The organism is Oerskovia flava, assembly GCF_026163685.1.
GTDB lineage: Bacteria > Actinomycetota > Actinomycetes > Actinomycetales > Cellulomonadaceae > Oerskovia_A > Oerskovia_A flava.
The window spans coordinates 1-18,994 of sequence record NZ_JAOXSR010000012.1 but is presented as its reverse complement, the minus strand read 5'-3'; the positions used below and the strand labels follow the sequence as shown (position 1 = coordinate 18,994).

At 67.1% G+C, this 18,994-nt stretch carries 14 protein-coding genes and 1 pseudogene; 8 read left to right on the top strand and 7 right to left on the bottom strand.

Annotated features, from left to right (window positions below):
* The first annotated feature begins 55 nt into the window (after positions 1–55).
* A complete protein-coding gene (locus tag OHL10_RS16900; RefSeq protein WP_265523414.1) occupies positions 56–979 on the top strand; it encodes an SDR family NAD(P)-dependent oxidoreductase in 924 nt (307 codons plus the stop codon).
* Positions 980–1,145: 166 nt separating this feature from the next.
* Here the strand turns inward: OHL10_RS16900 and OHL10_RS16895 are convergent, their stop codons facing one another.
* Positions 1,146–1,565: a hypothetical protein gene (locus OHL10_RS16895; protein WP_265523413.1), complete on the bottom strand. Its 420-nt coding sequence runs from the start codon at positions 1,563–1,565 to the stop codon at positions 1,146–1,148.
* Between the two features lie 264 nt (positions 1,566–1,829).
* Between OHL10_RS16895 and OHL10_RS16890 the strand changes: the two genes are divergently transcribed.
* Positions 1,830–2,837, top strand: a complete 1,008-nt coding sequence (locus tag OHL10_RS16890) for a zinc-dependent alcohol dehydrogenase family protein (protein WP_265523412.1) — start codon at positions 1,830–1,832, stop codon at positions 2,835–2,837.
* An 82-nt stretch (positions 2,838–2,919) separates the two neighbouring features.
* Positions 2,920–3,219 (top strand): DUF1330 domain-containing protein, encoded by a 300-nt coding sequence (locus OHL10_RS16885; protein WP_265523411.1) that lies wholly within the window; start codon positions 2,920–2,922, stop codon positions 3,217–3,219.
* Positions 3,220–3,274: 55 nt separating this feature from the next.
* Here OHL10_RS16885 and OHL10_RS16880 read toward each other — a convergent pair whose 3' ends face one another.
* The 6 genes and pseudogenes from OHL10_RS16880 to OHL10_RS16855 form a co-directional block, all read right to left on the bottom strand.
* A complete protein-coding gene (locus OHL10_RS16880; protein ID WP_265523410.1) occupies positions 3,275–4,225 on the bottom strand; it encodes a helix-turn-helix domain-containing protein in 951 nt (316 codons plus the stop codon).
* 287 nt (positions 4,226–4,512) lie between these two features.
* Positions 4,513–4,719 (bottom strand): annotated as a pseudogene (locus OHL10_RS16875) (DUF7677 family protein); the annotation flags it as partial.
* An 80-nt stretch (positions 4,720–4,799) separates the two neighbouring features.
* On the bottom strand, positions 4,800–6,536 hold the full coding sequence (locus tag OHL10_RS16870; protein WP_265523408.1) for a glycoside hydrolase family 13 protein: 1,737 nt from the start codon (positions 6,534–6,536) through the stop codon (positions 4,800–4,802).
* Positions 6,537–6,646: 110 nt separating this feature from the next.
* Entirely contained in the window at positions 6,647–7,570 is a 924-nt protein-coding gene (locus OHL10_RS16865; RefSeq protein WP_265523407.1) for a carbohydrate ABC transporter permease, read from the bottom strand.
* Positions 7,557–8,507, bottom strand: a complete 951-nt coding sequence (locus OHL10_RS16860; protein WP_265523406.1) for a carbohydrate ABC transporter permease — start codon at positions 8,505–8,507, stop codon at positions 7,557–7,559. The genes OHL10_RS16865 and OHL10_RS16860 overlap by 14 nt, the downstream gene beginning before the upstream one ends.
* Before the next feature lie 67 nt (positions 8,508–8,574).
* Positions 8,575–9,864, bottom strand: coding sequence for an ABC transporter substrate-binding protein (locus OHL10_RS16855; RefSeq protein WP_265523405.1), 1,290 nt, complete (start codon positions 9,862–9,864; stop codon positions 8,575–8,577).
* A 235-nt stretch (positions 9,865–10,099) separates the two neighbouring features.
* Between OHL10_RS16855 and OHL10_RS16850 the strand changes: the two genes are divergently transcribed.
* The 5 genes from OHL10_RS16850 to OHL10_RS16830 form a co-directional block, all read left to right on the top strand.
* Entirely contained in the window at positions 10,100–11,251 is a 1,152-nt protein-coding gene (locus OHL10_RS16850; RefSeq protein ID WP_265523404.1) for an ROK family transcriptional regulator, read from the top strand.
* A 247-nt stretch (positions 11,252–11,498) separates the two neighbouring features.
* Positions 11,499–14,723, top strand: a complete 3,225-nt coding sequence (locus OHL10_RS16845) for a glucodextranase DOMON-like domain-containing protein (RefSeq protein ID WP_265523403.1) — start codon at positions 11,499–11,501, stop codon at positions 14,721–14,723.
* A gap of 247 nt (positions 14,724–14,970) precedes the next feature.
* Positions 14,971–17,316 (top strand): family 49 glycosyl hydrolase, encoded by a 2,346-nt coding sequence (locus OHL10_RS16840; RefSeq protein ID WP_265523402.1) that lies wholly within the window; start codon positions 14,971–14,973, stop codon positions 17,314–17,316.
* A gap of 96 nt (positions 17,317–17,412) precedes the next feature.
* The gene (locus tag OHL10_RS16835; RefSeq protein ID WP_265523401.1) at positions 17,413–17,859 is read left to right on the top strand and encodes a DoxX family protein; all 447 of its coding nucleotides are present in this window, start codon (positions 17,413–17,415) and stop codon (positions 17,857–17,859) included.
* Between the two features lie 79 nt (positions 17,860–17,938).
* Positions 17,939–18,994: lytic polysaccharide monooxygenase (locus OHL10_RS16830; protein ID WP_265523400.1), on the top strand; the 1,056-nt coding region annotated here is incomplete at its 3' end.

The following is an 18,994-nucleotide window of genomic DNA, read 5'->3' as shown; positions in this document are numbered from 1 at the left end:
CGGCGGTCCTTTACGTTCGGTCGTAACAGACCAGTGGTTCTTTGAGGAGCGCACCGTGAGCGACACATGGACCGAGCAGCACATCCCCGACCAGCACGGCCGCGTCGCGATCGTCACCGGCGCCAACACCGGACTGGGCTTCGAGACCGCCCGGATGCTCGCCGAGCGCGGGGCCGCGGTGGTCCTGGCCGTCCGAGACGTCGAGAAGGGCGAGCAGGCAACCGCCCGCATCACCGGCGACGTCACCGTGCAGGCCCTCGACCTGACGTCGCTCGACTCGATCCGGTCCGCGGCGGCCGACCTGCGCGCGACCCACCACCGGATCGACCTCCTCATCAACAACGCCGGCGTGATGTACACCCCGCGGCAGACCACGGCGGACGGGTTCGAGCTGCAGCTCGGCACCAACCACCTCGGACACTTCGCCCTCACCGGCCTGCTGCTGGACCGGCTCCTGCCCGTACCCGGGTCGCGCGTCGTGACGGTCAGCAGCACCGGTCACCGCATCCGGGCCGCCATCCACTTCGACGACCTGCAGTGGGAGCGCTCGTACAGCCGCGTCGGCGCCTACGGCCAGTCGAAGCTCGCCAACCTGATGTTCACGTACGAGCTGCAGCGCCGCCTCGCACCCCTCGGCACCACGATCGCCACCGCTGCGCACCCCGGCCTGTCCCGCACCGACCTCCTCCGCAACACCCCCGCCGTCCTGCGGACGCCCGTCACCTGGATCGCTCCGCTGCTCGGCCAGACCGCCGAGATGGGCGCGCTACCCACCCTGCGCGCCGCGACCGACCCCGCCGTCGTCGGCGGCCAGTACTACGGACCCGGCGACCGGCGCGAGGTCAAGGGGCACCCCAAGCCGGTCAGCTCCAGCCCCGACTCCCACGACCAGGTCGCCCAGCAGCGGCTGTGGACCGTCTCCGAGGAGCTCACCGGGGTGACGTACCCCGCGCTGACCCCGCAGCCGGAACCGTCCTGAGAGCGACGGCGTCCTCGGCCGCCGAGGTTCGGGTACCGATCAGTACTCCACGCTCACGGGGACGACGCGATCAGGCTCGCCGAGCTCGCGAATGTGTCTCCACCGCTGGCCCCTGGAGCGCAAGCGCTTGGGCGCGTCCCTGTGGTCGTACCGCTCAGACGGCGGTTCACCCGTCGAGGAGACGACGTACCGGTGTGCATAGACAACGCCCCGGCGAACCCACTCCTGGCGCGCGTAGTCGTGGCTGACCAGCGACAGGAGCCGCTCGCTGGTCAGCCCGGCAAGGAGGTTGTGGTGATCCCGACGCCTGGAAGCGGATCGATGTCGGGCGCTCCGGAAGCAGGAAGAGCTGACTGTGCAGCTCGTCGCCAACGGCCGTGCCGTCGGCGACGTGCACGCCGATCGTCAGGATGGCGGAGCCGTCTGCCAGCACGTCCATCCACGCGACGAACGGAGAGCTCGCGATGGGTGGATCGACCATCAGATGGTCAGGCGGCCGGGCCCACGCCGCGACCTCTCGCCTGAGCGCTGCCGCGAACGCTCGGTCGTCCGGGTCCTCCAACCCGACGTCCTCGTCGTCGAGCATCCGTGCCTCCGAACCCGAGAGTCCTCACGACCGAGACCGGCTACGTACAGCTTCGTCGCAGCCCACGCCAGGACCTCGCATGGACAGGGCCCGTCAGGAACTCATCGTCTCAGAGGTGTGACCCGGTGCTGATGCGTAGGCTTGTCACTATCCTCGCGGATACTGGCATTCACGCCACTGGTGCGCGTGGAACGTGCACACGAGACTGGGAAGCCACCATTCCCGGCGCGTCGTGCGCACAGAACCACGCTGAGGAGCACCGAAGTGACTGACTCGATGAAGGCCGTTGTGCTCGCCCGTTTCGGAGGGGCGGATGCTCTCGAACTGCGTGACGTCTCCGTACCGCAGGTCGGACCCCGGCAGGTACGGGTGCGCGTCCACGCGACCGCCGTCAACCCGCTCGACTTCCAGATCCGTCGCGGAGACTACGCGGACCAGGTGCCGCTCCCGGCGATCATCGGGCACGACATCTCCGGCGTGATCGAGGAGGTCGGGTCTCACGTGACCGAGTTCAGCGTCGGTGACGGGGTGTACTACACGCCCCGCATCTTCGGCGGCCCGGGCTCGTACGCCGAGCAGCACGTCGCCGACGTCGAGCTCGTCGGCCGGAAGCCGGCGAACATCAGTCACCTGGAGGCGGCGAGCCTGACTCTCGTCGGCGGAACGGTCTGGGAAGCCCTGGTGACACGAGCGCAGCTCACCGTGGCGGAGACGATCCTCGTCCACGGGGGCACGGGCGGTGTCGGCTCGATCGCGATCCAGGTCGCGAAGGCGATGGGCGCACGAGTGATCACCACCGCGAGAGCCGGTGACCATGAGTTCGTGCGCTCCCTCGGAGCGGATGCGGCGTTCGACTACACCTCGACGGACTACGTCGATGCCGTGGCCGAGATGACGCGAGGCGAGGGGGTCGACGTCGTCCTCGACACGATCGGCGGCGACACGCTCACCCGGAGCCCGCTGACGCTCGCCGACTCCGGACGCGTCGTGAGCATCGTCGACCTCGCGCAGCCGCAGAACCTCATCGAAGCGTGGGGCCGGAACGCCGCCTACCACTTCGTCTTCACGCGTCAGAACCGAGGAAAGCTGGACGCGCTCACGAGGCTGGTCGAGCGCGGGCTCGTGAAGCCGGTCATCGGCGCGACCCTCCCGCTCGCTCGCATGGGCGAGGCTCACGAGCTCCTGGAGAACAGGCGGTCGTACGCGCTCCGCGGCAAGGTCGCGATCGACGTGGCCGGCGAGACCGTTGCGCTTCCCCCTCGCATCTCGTAGAGGGACCGAGCGGAGCGACGTCTCCGTACCGCATGGGATGACCCAACCAACAACCTGCTGAGTACGACGGAGGACCGACGACATGACCGCATACATCGTGTTCCAGCGAGACACCACCACCGATCAGCAAGCCCTCGACCGCTACGCGGAACGCGCCGACAGCACGTTCGACGGCCACGACGTGCAGGTCCTCGTCGACTACGGCCCGCACGAAGTGCTCGAGGGGCCGCCGATCGAAGGCGTCGTCGTCGTGCAGTTCCCCGACGCGGCGGCGGCGAAGGACTGGTACCTCGGCAAGGAGTACCAGGAGGTGGCACAGAACCGCTTCCAGGGCGCGACCTACCGGGCCGTGCTCGTCGACGGTGCGGACGCCGGAGCGTGAGCTGTCGCGTCTCGTCGCGGAACGCTCCAGGCACTCGAGCCATGATCGCGGTGGTTCATCCCCGCCCGGAGAAGGTGGCCCGGTACTCCGAGGGTGTCACGTCCAGGAGGCGGCGGAAGTGCAGCCGGAGGTTCGACCCGGTGCCCAGGCCGACCTCTTCCGCGATGCGGTCCACCGACAGCCTCGTGCTCTCCAGGAGTTCGCGGGCCGTGTCGACCCGCGCCCGGAGGATCCACTGCAGCGGGGTGCGGCCGGTCTCCTCGGCGAAGCGGCGCAAGAACGTGCGGGGCGACATCCGTGCGTGTGCGGCGAGCTCGGCGATCGTCAGCTGCTCTCCGAGCCGCGCCATCGCCCATTCACGCGTCGCGGCGAGGGTCTCGCCACGGGATGCCGCGCTGGCCTTCGGCAGGTACTGGGCCTGGCCCCCGGTCCGGTAGGGCGCGGTGACGAGCCCGCGCGCGATGTCGTTCGCCGCGCTCACGCCGAGGTCGCGCCGGACGAGGTGCAGGCACAGGTCGAGACCGGCGGCGGCCCCCGCCGAGGTGAGGATGGACCCCTCGTCGACGAAGAGCACGTTCGGCTCGACCGTGATCTGCGGGTGCCGATCCGCGAGCTTCGCCGCCGCGTCCCAGTGCGTCGTCGCCCTCAGGCCGTCGAGCAGCCCGGCATCGGCGAGGGCGAACGCGCCGTAGCAGATCGACACGACGCGTGCTCCGCGGGACGCGGCGCTCCGGAGCGCTTCGGTCACCGCCACTGGTATCGGCCGACCCGCCGGTGCGTACCCCGGGACGACGATCGTGTCGGCGTCGGCGAGCGCGTCCAGGCCCCGCGGGACCGCGAAGCCGAAGTTCCCGTCGGCCGGCACAGTACCGGCGGTGACCCCGCATGCCGACACCTCGTAGGGGAACCCCGTCTCCGGATGGAACACCTCCGTCGGGATCCCGACGTCCAGCGGGCGCGCCCCGTCGAGCACCAGGACCATCACCCGATGCGGTCGCTGCTGCATCACCCGACTCCGATCCGGTCGACGCGTGTCGGCTGTGTCAGTATCCTCGCATGTGTGCGCATTACCGCCATGCGCGCACCGCTCTGGGCGTGGGGTAGGTCATTTGCGTGACTTCCGCGCCTGCGGCGTCCGGGCCGTGGCCCCAGCGCGCGATGACCAGAAGCCGACCGCCAGCGCGACGAATCAGCCGGTGGCCGGCCACCCGCTACGACGCGCACGCCACCATGTACCACGGCGCCGTCGCCGTGGCCGCGATCATCGCCTGGTGCACGGCTGACTCTTGGATGTCAGTAGAGCGCGACTTCCCAACTCTCGAGCTCTGCCTCGCCCTCGGGCATGCGGCCCGTGCAGTACCGGTAGAGCCACGTCGCAGCTCGTCGCCCGGCGTACTTCTCGTTCACCGGCTCGCCCTGCCCGTCGAGTTCCAGGACGTTGGCGAAGACCGCGAACAGAGTCTCCATCGAGCTGGCCTCATCGCGAAGGACGTCCCAGTAGTCAACTTCGTGGTCACAGCGATGACAGTACGGCCGTCACTGCTGCACGCGGCACGGCCATGACGTGCGGCCGCCCACCGTCACCGGGGGGATGTCGTGATGTAGACCCTGGCCTCCCAGGGCTGGAGCGTGAGCTGCTCGTCGATGGGCGCCGTGTAGTCGTCGGCGTTGCTCAGGAGCAGGTGGTACGCCACGACGTCCAGCTCGATGTCGATTGCCTCGCCGGCGAGGTTCGCCACGACGAGCAGTGTGGTGTCCTCGTGGTGGCGCTGATAGGCGTACACGCTCGGGTGGTCTGCGAGGAGCATGATGAAGTCACCGTGAGCGACGACAGGCTGGGTGTGGCGTAGTTCAATGAGGCGTCGGTAGTGGTTGTAGACAGAGTCGGGGTCGTCGTACTGGGCTGCGGCGTTGAGCCAGGCATGGTTGGGGTTGACCGCGATCCAGGGGGTGGCCGTGGTGAATCCGGCCTGGGGCGTACCGTCCCATTGGACGGGTGTGCGGGCGTTGTCACGACCCATGGTGCGCAGCGCGGCCATGACTGCGTCGGGGTCTGCGCCGGCGGCGATGGCACGGTGGTAGTGGTTGAGTGATTCGACGTCACGCAGCGCGGAGACGCCGCTGAACGGGGCGTTGGTCATGCCGATCTCTTCGCCCTGGTAGACGTACGGGGTGCCGCGGTGCAGGTGCAGGACGGTCGCCAGGGCGGTCGCAGAGCTTCGCCAGTGCTCGCCGTCGTCACCGAACCGGGAGACGCTGCGTGGCTGGTCGTGATTGCCGAGGTAGAGGCTGTTCCAGCCGGTCGTTCCGAGCTCGTGCTGCCAGCGTCCGAGGGACGCCTTGAGGTCGCGCAGCGCCAGGGGCTGGGGGTCGAACTTCCCGGCGGGTCCGTGGTCGAGGTTGACGTGCTCGAACTGGAACACCATGTCGAGCTCGCGCCGCGCCGGGTCGGTGAACAGGACCGCGTCCTGCCAGGTGACGCCGGGCATCTCCCCGACGGTGAGGTACTGCCCGTCTCGTCCGTCGAAGACCTCGCGGTGCATCTCCTGCATGAACTCGTGGATGCGAGGCCCGTTGGCGTAGTGGGGGAAGCCGTTGCCGAGTCCGGTTGCGCCGGGTGCACCGTCGGGCAGAGCGGTGTCCTTGGAGACGAGGTTGATGACGTCCATGCGGAAACCGTCGACACCGCGGTCGAGCCACCAGCGCATCATGTCGTAGACGGCGTGGCGGACCTCGGGGTTCTCCCAGTTGAGGTCGGGCTGCTTGGGGTCGAACAGGTGCAGGTAGTACTCGCCGGTCGACTCGTCGAGGGTCCAGGTGGGGCCGGAGAAGAAGGACTCCCAGTTGGTCGGCTCGGCACCGGGGTCGCCGGGTGCGAAGCCGTCACGGGCTGGTCGCCACCAATACCAGTCGCGCTTGGGGTTGTCGATGCTCGAGCGTGACTCCACGAACCAGGGGTGCTCGTCGCTGGTGTGGTTGACGACGAGGTCCATGACGAGCTTCATGCCGCGCGCGTGCACGTCGGCGAGGAGTGCGTCGAAGTCGGCGAGGGTGCCGAAGGTGGGGTCGATGCCCTGGTAGTCGCTGATGTCGTAGCCGTTGTCGGCGTGCGGTGAGCGGTAGATCGGTGAGAGCCAGATGACGTCGATACCTAGCCGCTGCAGGTGGTCGAGGCGGGAGCGGATGCCGCGCAGGTCGCCGACGCCGTCCGCGTTCGAGTCGGCGAAGGAACGGGGATAGATCTGGTAGACCACGGCGCTCTTCCACCACTGGGGGTCGGTGGTGGTGGCGGCGTGGTCGGGCTGGGTGAGCGTCATGGCGGTCCTTGTGAGGTGTGTCGGGCGGGCCGGTGTTCTGCTGGGCCCGAGCGATCTCCTGGCCCGGTGACCGGGGCGGTGGGCACCAGGCCAGGAGGGTAGGTGGTGTGCTACTTGATAGCGCCGAGGTTGACGCCGCGCATAAGGGTGCGCTGGAAAATGAGGAAGAACACCAGGGCGGGCAGGATGCCGGCCAGCGAAGCCGCGGCGAGCGCAGTGGGGTCCGAGGTGTACTGCCCAGACAGTGCGCCGAGAGAGACCGAGACGGTCTGGTTCTTCGCCGAGGGAAGCAGGATGAGGGGCAGGAAGAAGTCGTTCCAGGTCCAGATGAAGAAGAAGGTGACGAGCACCGACAGTGTGGGGCGGGTCAGCGGCAGGACGACCCGCCCGAGGATCTGCCGCCGACTCGCGCCGTCCAGGCGTGCAGCCTCGAGCACTTCTTTGGGGAAGGCACCCAGGACCGAGGAGAGCATGTAGGTTCCGAATGCGCTCTGCAGTACGGCGAGGATGATGATGATGCCGGTCAGGGTGTCGTACAGCCCCAGGTCGCGCGTGAGCACGAACAACGGGTAGACCAGGGCCTCCTGCGGAATGGTGAAAGCAACCATGAAGACCGCGAGGATCCACACCCGGCCCCTGAGCTTGCCGATGCCGATCGCGAACGCGCTCAGAAGGGACAGCGCTGCCGCAATGAGTGCGACGCTGCCGGAGATGACCACGCTGTTGAGCAGCTTCCGGTTGAAATCGACTCCTCGCCAGAAGTCGACCAGCGCGGAGAAGTCGAGTTCTGTGGGTATCGAGATCGGGCCGGACTGGATGTACTCGCCGGCGGGCTTGAAGCCGTTGATCAGCGCAATCCAGAACGGGAAGATCATCAGCAGCGCCACCACGCTGAGCGTGATGAGCACGACCCAGCCGCTGACCCGACGGCGCGTACGTGCTCCACCGCGCTGCCGCAGTGGCGCTGAGGGTGCAGGAGGCACTGAGCCGTCTGGCGAGGCGACAGCGTTGCGGGTGAGCTTATCGACCGTCATCGTCGAACCCTTCCGTGGTGCGGGTCTGGTAGCGCAACAGGGCGACCGCGATGATCGTCACCAGCAAAGCCAGGACGGTGGCGACCGCAGCGCCATACCCCACACGGGTCGTGGTGAAGAAGTTGGAGAAGGAGAAGTACGCAGGCACGATCGTGCTTGTTCCGGGCCCACCACGGGTCAGGACGAAGATCGGCGCGAACACCTTGAGCGCCGCCACCGACGTGGTGATGAGGACGACCGCGATTTCGGGCCGCAGCTGGACAAGGGTGATCATGCGGAACCGCTGCCACCACCCTGCTCCGTCGAGTTCGGCGGCCTCGTGCAGAGCCGGGTCCACACGAGACAAGCCGGCCATGAACAGCACGACCGTGTATCCGATCTGTAGCCAGATGAGTACGTTCATCACCGAGTAGATGGCCAGATCGGAGTCTCCGAGCCAGTTCTGTCGTAGCCCGTCGAGGCCGACCGAGCTGAACAAGGTGTTGATGATTCCGTACTCGGGTTGGTACATCCACTTCCACAGCACGCCGGCGACAGCGATCGGCAAGATCTGCGGGAGGTAGAACAGTGCGCGCAGCAGACTCGAGGTCCGAGCACCGAACCTCGGGGCGATGAAGTCGAAGAGGACCGCGGCTACGAGCACGCCGATCGCGGTGGGAAAGATCGCCATCGCGACGACGAAGAAGGCGCTGTTGCGGAAGGAGGTCCAGAACGTGGCGTCGCCCATCAGCTGGGCGTAGTTGTCCAGACCGACGAACTGCGGATCGCCGACGCCGCTCCATGCCGTCAGGCTGTAGAAGATGTTCATCCCGAACGGGACGAGCACCACGGCGAGGAAGCCGAGGGCTCCCGGGACGATGTACCACCAGTACCCGGAAGGACGCTCAGTGGTGAGGCTACGACGCGCGCGGGCGGACATGCTGGGCAACGAGGTCATTGTCGTTTCCTTCGTGACCCGGTGGCGCGAGCTCTGGCTCGCGCCACCGGATCTGGTGCAGACGAGTTCAGCCCTGCGGCTTTCCGGCGTCGTAGGCGGCCTGGATGTTCGACGCCACTTGCGCCGGCTCGACGTTGCCCTGGACCAGGTCCGAGGTCTGGGCGATCAGGACGTCGTTGAGTCCGGCGACCGGCCAGTCGGGGTACCAGGCGAGCTTGCCGCCTTCTCCCGAGAGCAGTTCGCTGAACCGGGCGGTGACGAGCTGGCCGACCGGCTCGCTCACTCCGCTGTCCCCAGCGGCCACCGGAACACCTCCCAGGTCACCGAGCTGGTTCTGCACCTCCGGTCGCTGGGTGATCTCGATGAAGTCGTAGGCGAGTTCCTTGTTCTTCGCCTTGGCCGGCACGACCCACAGGTTGCCGCCCGAGCCCGGGTGCAGGTCGTTCCCTGGGAAGAGGACCTGGTTCCACGCGAAGTCGGTGATGTCTGCGGTGAAGCTACCCGCCCACCAGGTGCCGGAGTAGAACAGCGGGTACTGGCCCGCGACGAACGCGTTGCCCGAGTCCTGCGCGGGGATACCAGTGGAATCGGTGCTGATGTATCCCTTGTCGACCCACTCGGTGAAGGTTGTCGCGGCGCGCTCCCAGGCCGTCCAATCAGGCTCGCCCGTGAACTGCTGGAACGCGGCGAGCGAGTCGTCGTCCATGTGGGACAGGGCCAGTGCGTACAGCAGATGCGGGCCCGGGTAGTCCGCCGAGCCGAGCGCGAGCGGAGTGATGCCGTCGTCCACGAACGTCTGCATGATCGTCTCGAGGTCGGCGAGCGTCTCCGGCGTGTCCAGGTCGTACTCGGTGAGCATGTCGGTGTTGTAGAACAGACCGACGTACTCGCCGTAGTTCGTCACCCCGTATCGCTGGCCGGATCCCATGATCCCGTCCTCGTACAGGCCGACATCCTGCGCGGTGTTCTCCACGTCCCAGCCGCGCTCGACGGCGACGTCGGTCAGGTCGGTCAGCAAGCCTGCTTTGGAGACAACTCCCGCCGTGGCGTTGCCCTTGAGGTACTCCAGCACGTCCGGAGCGTCGTTCGAGTCGAGGATGAGCTGCCCCGACTGCTGCATCTGCTCGTAGGTCTTGAGCTCGAACTGCACCTCGACGCCTGGGTGCTCCTCTTCGAAGATGTCGATCGCCGTGTCCCAGGCCTGCGACAGGGCGGAGTCATCGTTCTCCCACCACCAGATCTTGAGCGTCTTGCCGTCCTCGGCGCCCCCAGCATCGTCCCCGCTGGTCGAGCAGGCACCAAGGCCTAGCGCGAGAACGAGCGAACCAGCAGCCAGCACCGCCGTGTACTTACGCATTCCGTACCTCCTGAGTCGACGACGTCGTCGTCCTGCTCTCGGCCCAGCCGCGTCGTCGACGCCGCCAGGGTTCCCCTTCGATCCGAGACGAAGGTTTTCTTCGTGGCAACATTAACCAGGAGACCGGGAGCCCACGTCAAGCCTGGCAAAGTCACGGTTCAGTCACGAGACCGGGTTGCACCCGAGTTTCGTGTCGGTATTATCTGAGTGTTGACCAACTCAGTGAGGAGCGCAGGTGCTGGACACCGCATCACCCTGGACGCCGTTGTCGCCCACCTCCCGCCGCGTGGCGTTGGAGGTGCTGCTCCACGGCCCGCTCGCGCGCACCGAGCTGGCCCGGCGCCTCGATCTGTCGACCCCGAGCCTGACGCGCATCACCAAGCCGCTGCTGGACACAGGTGTCCTCCACGAGGTGCGCGAGGTACACGTACAGGGGGGTGGAAGACCTCTGCAGCCCCTGGACGTGGACGCGGATCTACAGCAGTTCGTGGGCATCAAGCTCACGGGTTCTCGCGCCTACGGTGTGCTGACGAACTTGCGGGCGGATGTCTTGGCGACCAGCGCGCAAGAGATCACGACTCAGGACCCGGCGTCGGTCGTCGATGCCCTTGCTGCGCTCGTGTCCGACCTCACCGTCGGCCACGCTCCGGCGGCCGTCGGCGTCGGGCTCGGTGGCTCCGTGCGCGACTTCACGCTCGTCCAGCGTGCGCCGTTCCTTCACTGGCACGATGTCGACCTCGGGCTGCTCCTGGCAGAACGCACGGGCCACCCGACGGTGATCGCCAACGACCTGGACGCACTCATGGAAGCCGAGCACTGGTTCGGCGACGGACGGGACGTGCATAGCTTTGCCGCGCTGACCATCGGTGCCGGCGTCGGCGGCGGGCTAGTCATCCACGACCGGCTGGTCACGGGCCCAGACTCCGGCATTGGTCTCCTCGGCCACTTCCCGCTCGACCCGCTCGGCCCCTCCTGCCCCGAAGGGCACCGCGGATGCGCCGACGCGATGCTGTCCACCGAGGCGATCCACACCCAAGCCGCGATGGTCCTTGGACACGCCGTCACCTACGACGAAGTCCTCGATCTCGCTGCAGCCGGCAACCCGCTGGCTGACCAGATCATCGGGCGCTCGGCTCACGCCTTCGGCACGTTGATCGCCGCCGTCGCGAACATCGCCCAGCCTGAGCGCATCCTGCTCACCGGTGAGGGCATCCGCCTCGCTCGCGTGGGAGAGCAGAGGCTGCGCGCCGGCATCGACCAGGCACGGCAGCCCGAGGCCTCACCCCTCGACCTGCGCATTCTCGACGACGACCCGACCCTGTGGGGTCGCGGCGCTGCTGCCGTGGCCATCCAGCGAACAGTCCTGTCCGACCTGCCCCGACACTGACCCGAAGAGCTCGATCCGCGCACCCCTGCTGGGGACGCGCGGCGATGAGTCGCACCCACATCACTGTCGATGACCCGCTCAAGGAGGAGCGCATGCCATCCGGCTTCATCCCGACGTACACCTGACCAGCACCGGTGGTGCGGGCATTGCCGTGCCCGCACCACCGGCGGCCCGCATCGCGGGCGCACGGCTCCCTCCCGGGAGCATGACCGATCACACCGCCCTACCCCCTAGGAGTGGAACCACTATGCATACTGCCCGAACCCCACGAGCCACGGGGACGGCGTCCGTCAGCATCGCCGTCCTGCTCGCCGGTCTCCTGCTCGCCACGCCCTCCTCGGCGGCACCCTCTACGGCCACGATCGATCCCGCTCCAGCAGCAACGGCCGAGGCCAGTACGGCGGACACCGATCAGTTGCACACCTGGTGGCACGACAATGCTGCCCCCACCACGAACCCGGTCAGCGACCACCAGGTCCGCCAGTCAGAGTTCTACGACACGAAGGTCACCACGGCTTCAGACCCGGACACGACCTACGACTCGTTCGTGTACACGAGCGTCCCCCGGAGCGGCAACGGCAAGCTCGGCTACACCGAGGAGGACGGCGCCGAATTCTCCTCCTCGGCAGACCTGACGATGAGCTGGTCGAGCTTCGAGTACGCCACCGATGTGTGGGTCGACGTCACGCTCAAGACAGGCCAGGCGATCACGTCCGCCGAACAGGTCACCATCCGCCCCACCGATCTCGCGCTCGACAAGCAGCTGGTCGACGAGTCCACGATTCGTGTCAAGGTGCCCTTCAGCGAGGACGGGTACCGGTTCTCGGTCGAGTTCGAGCCGCAGCTGATCACCGCATACAACGACATGTCCGGGAGCAGCGGCACGCTCACTACCGACGCGGCAGGCAACCGTGCGATCAGCACCGAGCCGCAGAACGCGATGCTGATCTTTGCCAACGCCAAGCCGTCCGCCGCCGAAGCCGAGCGCACCATCCCCACCGAGGAGTCCGGGTCCATCTACCGACCTCAGCCGGGCTCCGTGACGAACCTCGATGACATCACCGAAGAGATCATCTACTTCGGTCCCGGGACCTACTCGATGGGTTCCGCCTACCACGCCGTGCTCCCCGAGAACGTCAGGTGGGTGTACCTGGCGCCCGGTGCATACGTGAAGGGTGCGTTCCGGTTCCTGCACGACAACCAGTCGCAGTACAAGGTCACCGGTCTCGGGGTCCTCTCCGGCGAGCAGTACGTGTACGAGGCGGACACCACCAACGGCTACGAGCACAACGTCAATGACAACTGCCACGTGACCTGCGTGAAGATGCTGCAGTTCGAGTCCTCCGACGCACAGCAGACCCTCGACATCCAGGGCGTCACGATCAACGAACCTCCGTACCACTCGTTCGTCGTGTACGCCCACGACGGTGACACCGAGGTAGGTGTCGAGCGGTTCCAGATGAACGTGGAGAACTACAAGCAGGTCGGGTCCTGGTACTGGCAGACCGACGGGATCGAGCTCTACGACGGCGGGCGGATGAGGAACACGTTCTTCCACGCCAACGACGACGTCCTGAAGATGTACCACTCCGACGTGCACATCGAGAACACCGTCATCTGGAAGAACGAGAACGGCCCCGTCATCCAGTGGGGGTGGACCCCCCGCGACATCGAAGACGTGACCGTCATCAACACCGACATCATCCACAACCGGATGTACTGGAAGGACACCAAGTACAACACCTGCATCTTCAACTCTTCCTCCCACTGGGAGGACATGGGCGCTACCGACCGCGCCGACACGGCCACGACGGTGAAGAACATGCGGTTCACCGACACCCGCGTCGAGGGCGCCACGAACTGCGCACTGCGCGTCTTCGCCCTGTCGAACACGCAGAACGTCGAGATCAACGGGCTGCACATCGACGGGTGGAACGAGCTCGACGCGTCCGGGCAGGTCAACCTGCTCAAGCGGTACACCGACCCGACCGGGACCAAGGTGACCATCGGCAACGAGGTCACGGATGGCGACGGCCTCCTGCTGCACAACTACACCGTGGGAGGCATCCCGATCCTCAAGGCCGGTGACAACTGGGCCTCCGACGAGCTCGGCCGGCTCGACTTCGACGCCGACACCTGGGACAGCTGGAACGCCACCAGCGACGACCAGCCCACCGGCGACGCCCCGACCCTGACCCTCGACGGGCTGCAGGACGGCCAGACCACCTCGACGAGGACACTGCGCGTCACCGGCACCACGGACGCCGCCGAGCTCACCCTCTCCGTCAACGGCACCGACACCCCCGCGACCCTGACCGGCGGACAGTTCTCCGCAGACATCGATCTCGACCAGATCACCAACCGCGTGCGTGTCACGGCCGTGGGAGACAACGGCGTGATGAACGTGCAGCGGTTCACGATCTACGCTTTCGGGACCAAGGTGGGCACCATCCCGGACCCGGCCGGCGACGACCACGGACCTGGCAGCTACCTCTACCCCTCCGACGGGGCTTTCAACCCGGGCAGCTTCGACCTGACCGGACTCGACGTGTACGAGGACGGTGACACCGTCCGGTTCGTGGTCTCCACCGCCGGAGAGATCCGCAACCCCTGGGGCGGCAACGGCATGAGCACCCAGCGGGTGAACATCTACCTCAGCGACGGGTTCTCGAGAGCACGCACGCCCCTGCTCCCGGGGACGAACACCTCCGCCGCCGGTCCGTGGCAGTACGCCGTCGTCGCGGACGGACGCAACGACTCCTCACGCCTCGGCGGCGGAACCTACGACGCCGACCTCACCCGGGTCGCCGACGCCCAGCTGACTGTCATCCCCAGCGGCAAGATCATCAGCTCGGTTCCCGCCGACGCGCTCGACGAAGTCGACCTGCGCACCGCCGGCTACCAGGTCTCCATGTTCAGCGCCGCCGAAGACGGCGAAGGCATCGGCAACGTGCGCCCGATCTACAGCGCCCAGTGCTGGCAGGGCACCGGCTGCCCCGCCTTCGTCGGGCCCTACCGCGGCGGCGGAGGCGCCGGTGACTGGACCGACACGAACCAGGCCCGAGACACCGACACCTCCGACAGCAACGCGTTCGACGTCATCTCCGCCTCGACCAACCAGGCCACCGCCATGGACTGGACCCGCGGCCCGGTCGTCCTGCCCTACGTGGGACTCGACACGGACGAGGGTGCTGTCGTGGACGTCACGACCAGCACCCGGTGCCTGGCCGGCAAGACGTACGTCGTCGTACGCGCGGAGAACACCAGTGACAGCCCGCTCTCGATCACGCTGAGCACCGCCTACGGAACCAAGACGTTCCCCCACGTGAAGCCCGGCGCGAACGCCTTCCAGTCGTTCGCCGCACGCACCACGTCGATCGACGCCGGGATCGCCACCGTCACCACCACCGCCCGACCGAACCTGGCCGGCGGCACGACGTCGCACGTCCCCCACGACGGACACGACTGCTGACCCCTGCGGCCGACCAGCGCGGCCCTGTGCCGTCCGGCGGCACCGGGCCGCGCAAGTACGAGACCTCCTGAGCGCCACGCCGGGCGCGCCGACGTCGTCGTCGACGGAGGAGGGCTCGATCACCGACCACCGGCGGCACGGGCATAGCCGTGCCCGTGCCGCCGGCCGCCCGCAACCGCGGGCGCACGGCTCCCCCAGGAGCTGAAACGGGAGCAACACCCCGACCCTCGAAGGAGAGGAACCCATCATGCACCGACACCCGCGTCATCGACGACGCCTCGTCGCACTCGCCGCAGCGGTCCTGATCACCGGCACAGCCCTGGTCGCACCCGCATCCGCACAACCCGCCCCGCCGGTAGCCGCCGCGGTGCCGCTCGCCGGTCTCGCCGCACCGGCCGCCGCAGACCCGGCATCGACGGCCGACAACGCCCAGCTGCAGACCTGGTGGCACGACAACTACGAGTTCAACACCACCAGCCCTACGGCCAGCGACAAGGTGCGCCGCTCGTCGTTCTACGACGTCCAGGTCGCCACCGCCGGCGCGCCGGGCACCCGGTACGACTCGTTCACGTACATGTCCATCCCGCGCAGCGGCAAGGGCAAGATCGGGTACTCGAAGGAGGACGGCGCCGAGTTCTCCTCCAGCGCCAACCTGACCATGAGCTGGTCGAGCTTCGAGTACGCCACCGACGTGTGGGTCGACGTCACTCTGCGCACCGGGCAGAGCCTCACCTCCGCTGACCAGGTCACCATCCGGCCGCGTCACCTGAACTTCGACAAGCAGCTGGTCAACGGCTCGACCGTCCGTATCAAGGTGCCCTACACCTCGACCGGCCATCGCTTCTCCGTCGAGTTCGACCCGCAGCTGTACACCGCGTACAACGACATGGCCGGTGCCAGCGGCAACCTCACCACCAACTCCTCGGGCAACCGCGCAATCCACACCGAGCCACGCAACTCCGTGCTCGTCTTCGCCGAACCCCTGCTCACCGGTTCTGAGAAGGAACGCCTTGTCCCCACCGAGGCGTCCGGCAGCATCCACTACCCGAGCCCCGGGCAGGTCACCAACCTCAACGACGTCACCCAGGACATCATCTACTTCCGGCCCGGCACCTACTCCATGGGGTCGAACTACCACGCTGTCCTGCCTGCCAACGTCAAGTGGGTCTACCTCGCACCTGGCGCCTACGTGAAGGGCGGCTTCCGGTTCTTCCACGCCACCCAGGGCCTGTACAAGGTCACCGGATACGGCGTGCTGTCCGGTGAGCAGTACGTCTACGAGGCCGACACCCGCAACAACTACAACCACCTCAGCGGCGACTCCAACTGCCACGCCACCTGCGTGAAGATGCTGCAGTTCGAGTCCTCTGACGCCCAGCAGCACCTCGACCTGCAGGGCGTCACGATCAACGAGCCGCCCTACCACTCGTTCGTCGTCTACGGCAACGAGGACAAGTTCTCCATGCGCGTGAACAACTACAAGCAGGTCGGGTCCTGGTACTGGCAGACCGACGGGATCGAGCTCTACCGCGGCAGCACCATGAAGAACACGTTCTTCCACGCCAACGACGACGTGCTGAAGATGTACCACTCCGACGTGAACATCGACGACACCGTCATCTGGAAGAACGAGAACGGGCCCGTCATCCAGTGGGGCTGGACCCCCCGCAACATCGACAACGTCGTCGTCACCAACACCCACGTCATCCACAACCGCATGTTCTGGAAGGACGTGAAGTACAACACCTGCATCCTCAACTCCTCCTCCCACTGGGAAGACATGGGCTCGACGAAGACGGCGAACCCCGGGACCACGGTGCGCAACATGCGGTTCGAGAACATCACCGTCGAGGGCACCACCAACTGCGCACTGCGCATCTACGCCCTGTCGAACACCGAGAACATCCACATCAAGAACCTCAAGATCGACGGCTGGAACGGCCTGGACCCCTCCTCCCAGGTCAGCCACCTCAAGCGGTACACCAACGCCGACGGGCAGAAGGTCACCATCGGCAACGAGACCACCAACTCCCGCGGCATCAAGGTCGAGAACTACACCGTCGGCGGGGTCACGATCGACAAGGCCGGCACGAACTGGTCCGCCGACAAGCTCGGCCGGATCGGCTTCGACGCGGACACCTGGGACAGCTGGAACGCCTGGGGCACGGGCACAACCAACCCCAACCCCGACCCCGGGCCAGGCATCGGCACCCACCAGGTCATCAACGCCAAGTCCGGCAAGTGCATCGACCGTACCGGCGGCGGCACCACCAACGGCACCGCGATCCAGCAGTGGACCTGTAACACCACCGCCGACGCCATGAACTGGACCCTCGACGGCACCGCGCTCAAGTCCGGCGGCAAGTGCCTCGACCTCGTCGCCGGCGGCACCACCAACGGCACCAAGGCCCACCTGTGGGACTGCGGGGGCTACCCCTCCCAGCAATGGGTCCACCAGAACAACGGAACCCTGAAGAACCCCGCCTCCGGGCGCTGCCTCGACATCGAAGCCGGCGCCACCGCCAACGGCGCACGCCTGCACCTGTGGGACTGCGGCACCTGGGACAGCCAGAAGTGGACCATCACCACCTGACCTGACTCAGCGAGGTGGCCGTCGGCGCTCGCCTGTCCCGGCGGCCACCTCCACACTCCGTCCCGCACCTACCCGTTCCTGAAAGGAGCGCTCACTGTGCAGGAGCGTTCATCACCGCAAGGTTCCGTCCTCGCCCTCTTCCGGATCGTCGTCGGGCTGCTCTTCGCATGCCACGGCGCCGCAACCCTGTTCGGCGTACTCGGCGGAGGACACGGCCCGAGCCCCGCCATCGGCCAGTGGCCAGGCTGGTGGGCCGCGCTGATCCAGCTGGTCGGCGGCACGCTCGTGATGCTCGGCGTGGCGACACGCCTGGCCGCGGTCGTCTGCTCCGGCTCGATGGCCTACGCCTACTTCGTCCACCACCAGCCCGACGGGCTGCTTCCCCTGCAGAACGGTGGCGAACAAGCCGCGCTGTTCTGTTGGGCCTTCCTGCTCGTCGCAGCCCTCGGCCCCGGCCGGTGGGCCCTCGCCGGGCCGATCACCCTCACGGCACGGCCCAAGTCCGCTGCACGGATCACCACAAGTGACAGCAGCAATGCCTGATCCCATCCGCAGGCTCGTCATCCCCAGGCACGACCTGTCAGCTCAACCGCTGACAGCCGAGAACCGAAGGAACGACCTCATGAACCACTTGTTCGCACCCGCGTCCCGCGCCATCGCGATGGGCGTCGCCGCACTCCTGACCATCTTGATGGGCATGGCCCTCGTCGTCGTCGCACAGGCTCCACAGGCGTCTGCGCACGGCTCGGTCATCGCCCCCGAGACCCGCAACTACGGCTGCCTGCAGCGCTGGGGCAGCAACGAGCCGGACCAGGCTCAGGACCCTATGTGCTACCGGACATACCACGAGAACCCCAACGCCATCACAGCGTGGAAGGCCGTCTACGCCAACAACACCGGGGACGACTACAAGCAGGTCATCCCCGACGGCCGCATCTGCAGCGCCGGCGGATACGGCGAGACCGACTACGCAGCGCTCGACCGCCCCGGCCCATGGGTAGCCAAGAGCATCGGCTCCAACTTCACCGTCGACCTCTACGACGAAGCTCAGCACGGCGCCGACTGGCTCGAGGTCTACGTCACGAAGCAGGGCTTCGACCCCCTGTACGAGCAGATCGGCTGGGACGACCTGGAGCTGGTCAAGAAGACCGGCAGCTACGGCTATCAGGCGCACTACGTCACCGACGTGACCACGTCGGGATACAGCGGGCGCCACGTCGTAGTGACCGTCTGGAAGGCGTCGCACATGGACCAGAAGTACTTCCTGTGCAGCGACGTAACCTTCGACGGCGGCACCGGGAACCCTCACCCCGACCCTGACCCCGAGCCGACCGACCCCACTGAGCCGACCGACCCGACCGACCCCTCGACGGACGCTCAGATCGAGAACGCCAAGTCCGGCAAGTGCATCGACCGCGCCGGCGGTGGCACCACCAACGGCACCGCGATCCAGCAGTGGACCTGTAACACCACCGCCGACGCCATGAACTGGACCCTCGACGGCACCGCGCTCAAGTCCGGCGGCAAGTGCCTCGACCTCGTCGCCGGCGGCACCACCAACGGCACCAAGGCCCACCTGTGGGACTGCGGGGGCTACCCCTCCCAGCAATGGGTCCACCAGAACAACGGAACCCTGAAGAACCCCGCCTCCGGGCGCTGCCTCGACATCGAAGCCGGC

Bases quoted from the DNA above. Each gene is read 5' to 3' on its own strand.
- OHL10_RS16895 (WP_265523413.1), bottom strand. From the start codon at position 1,565: ATGCTCGACGACGAGGACGTCGGGTTGGAGGACCCGGACGACCGAGCG.
- OHL10_RS16885 (WP_265523411.1), top strand. From the start codon at position 2,920: ATGACCGCATACATCGTGTTCCAGCGAGACACCACCACCGATCAGCAA.
- OHL10_RS16880 (WP_265523410.1), bottom strand. From the start codon at position 4,225: ATGCAGCAGCGACCGCATCGGGTGATGGTCCTGGTGCTCGACGGGGCG.
- OHL10_RS16870 (WP_265523408.1), bottom strand. From the start codon at position 6,536: ATGACGCTCACCCAGCCCGACCACGCCGCCACCACCACCGACCCCCAG.
- OHL10_RS16865 (WP_265523407.1), bottom strand. From the start codon at position 7,570: ATGACGGTCGATAAGCTCACCCGCAACGCTGTCGCCTCGCCAGACGGC.
- OHL10_RS16860 (WP_265523406.1), bottom strand. From the start codon at position 8,507: ATGACCTCGTTGCCCAGCATGTCCGCCCGCGCGCGTCGTAGCCTCACC.
- OHL10_RS16855 (WP_265523405.1), bottom strand. From the start codon at position 9,864: ATGCGTAAGTACACGGCGGTGCTGGCTGCTGGTTCGCTCGTTCTCGCG.
- OHL10_RS16845 (WP_265523403.1), top strand. From the start codon at position 11,499: ATGCATACTGCCCGAACCCCACGAGCCACGGGGACGGCGTCCGTCAGC.
- OHL10_RS16840 (WP_265523402.1), top strand. From the start codon at position 14,971: ATGCACCGACACCCGCGTCATCGACGACGCCTCGTCGCACTCGCCGCA.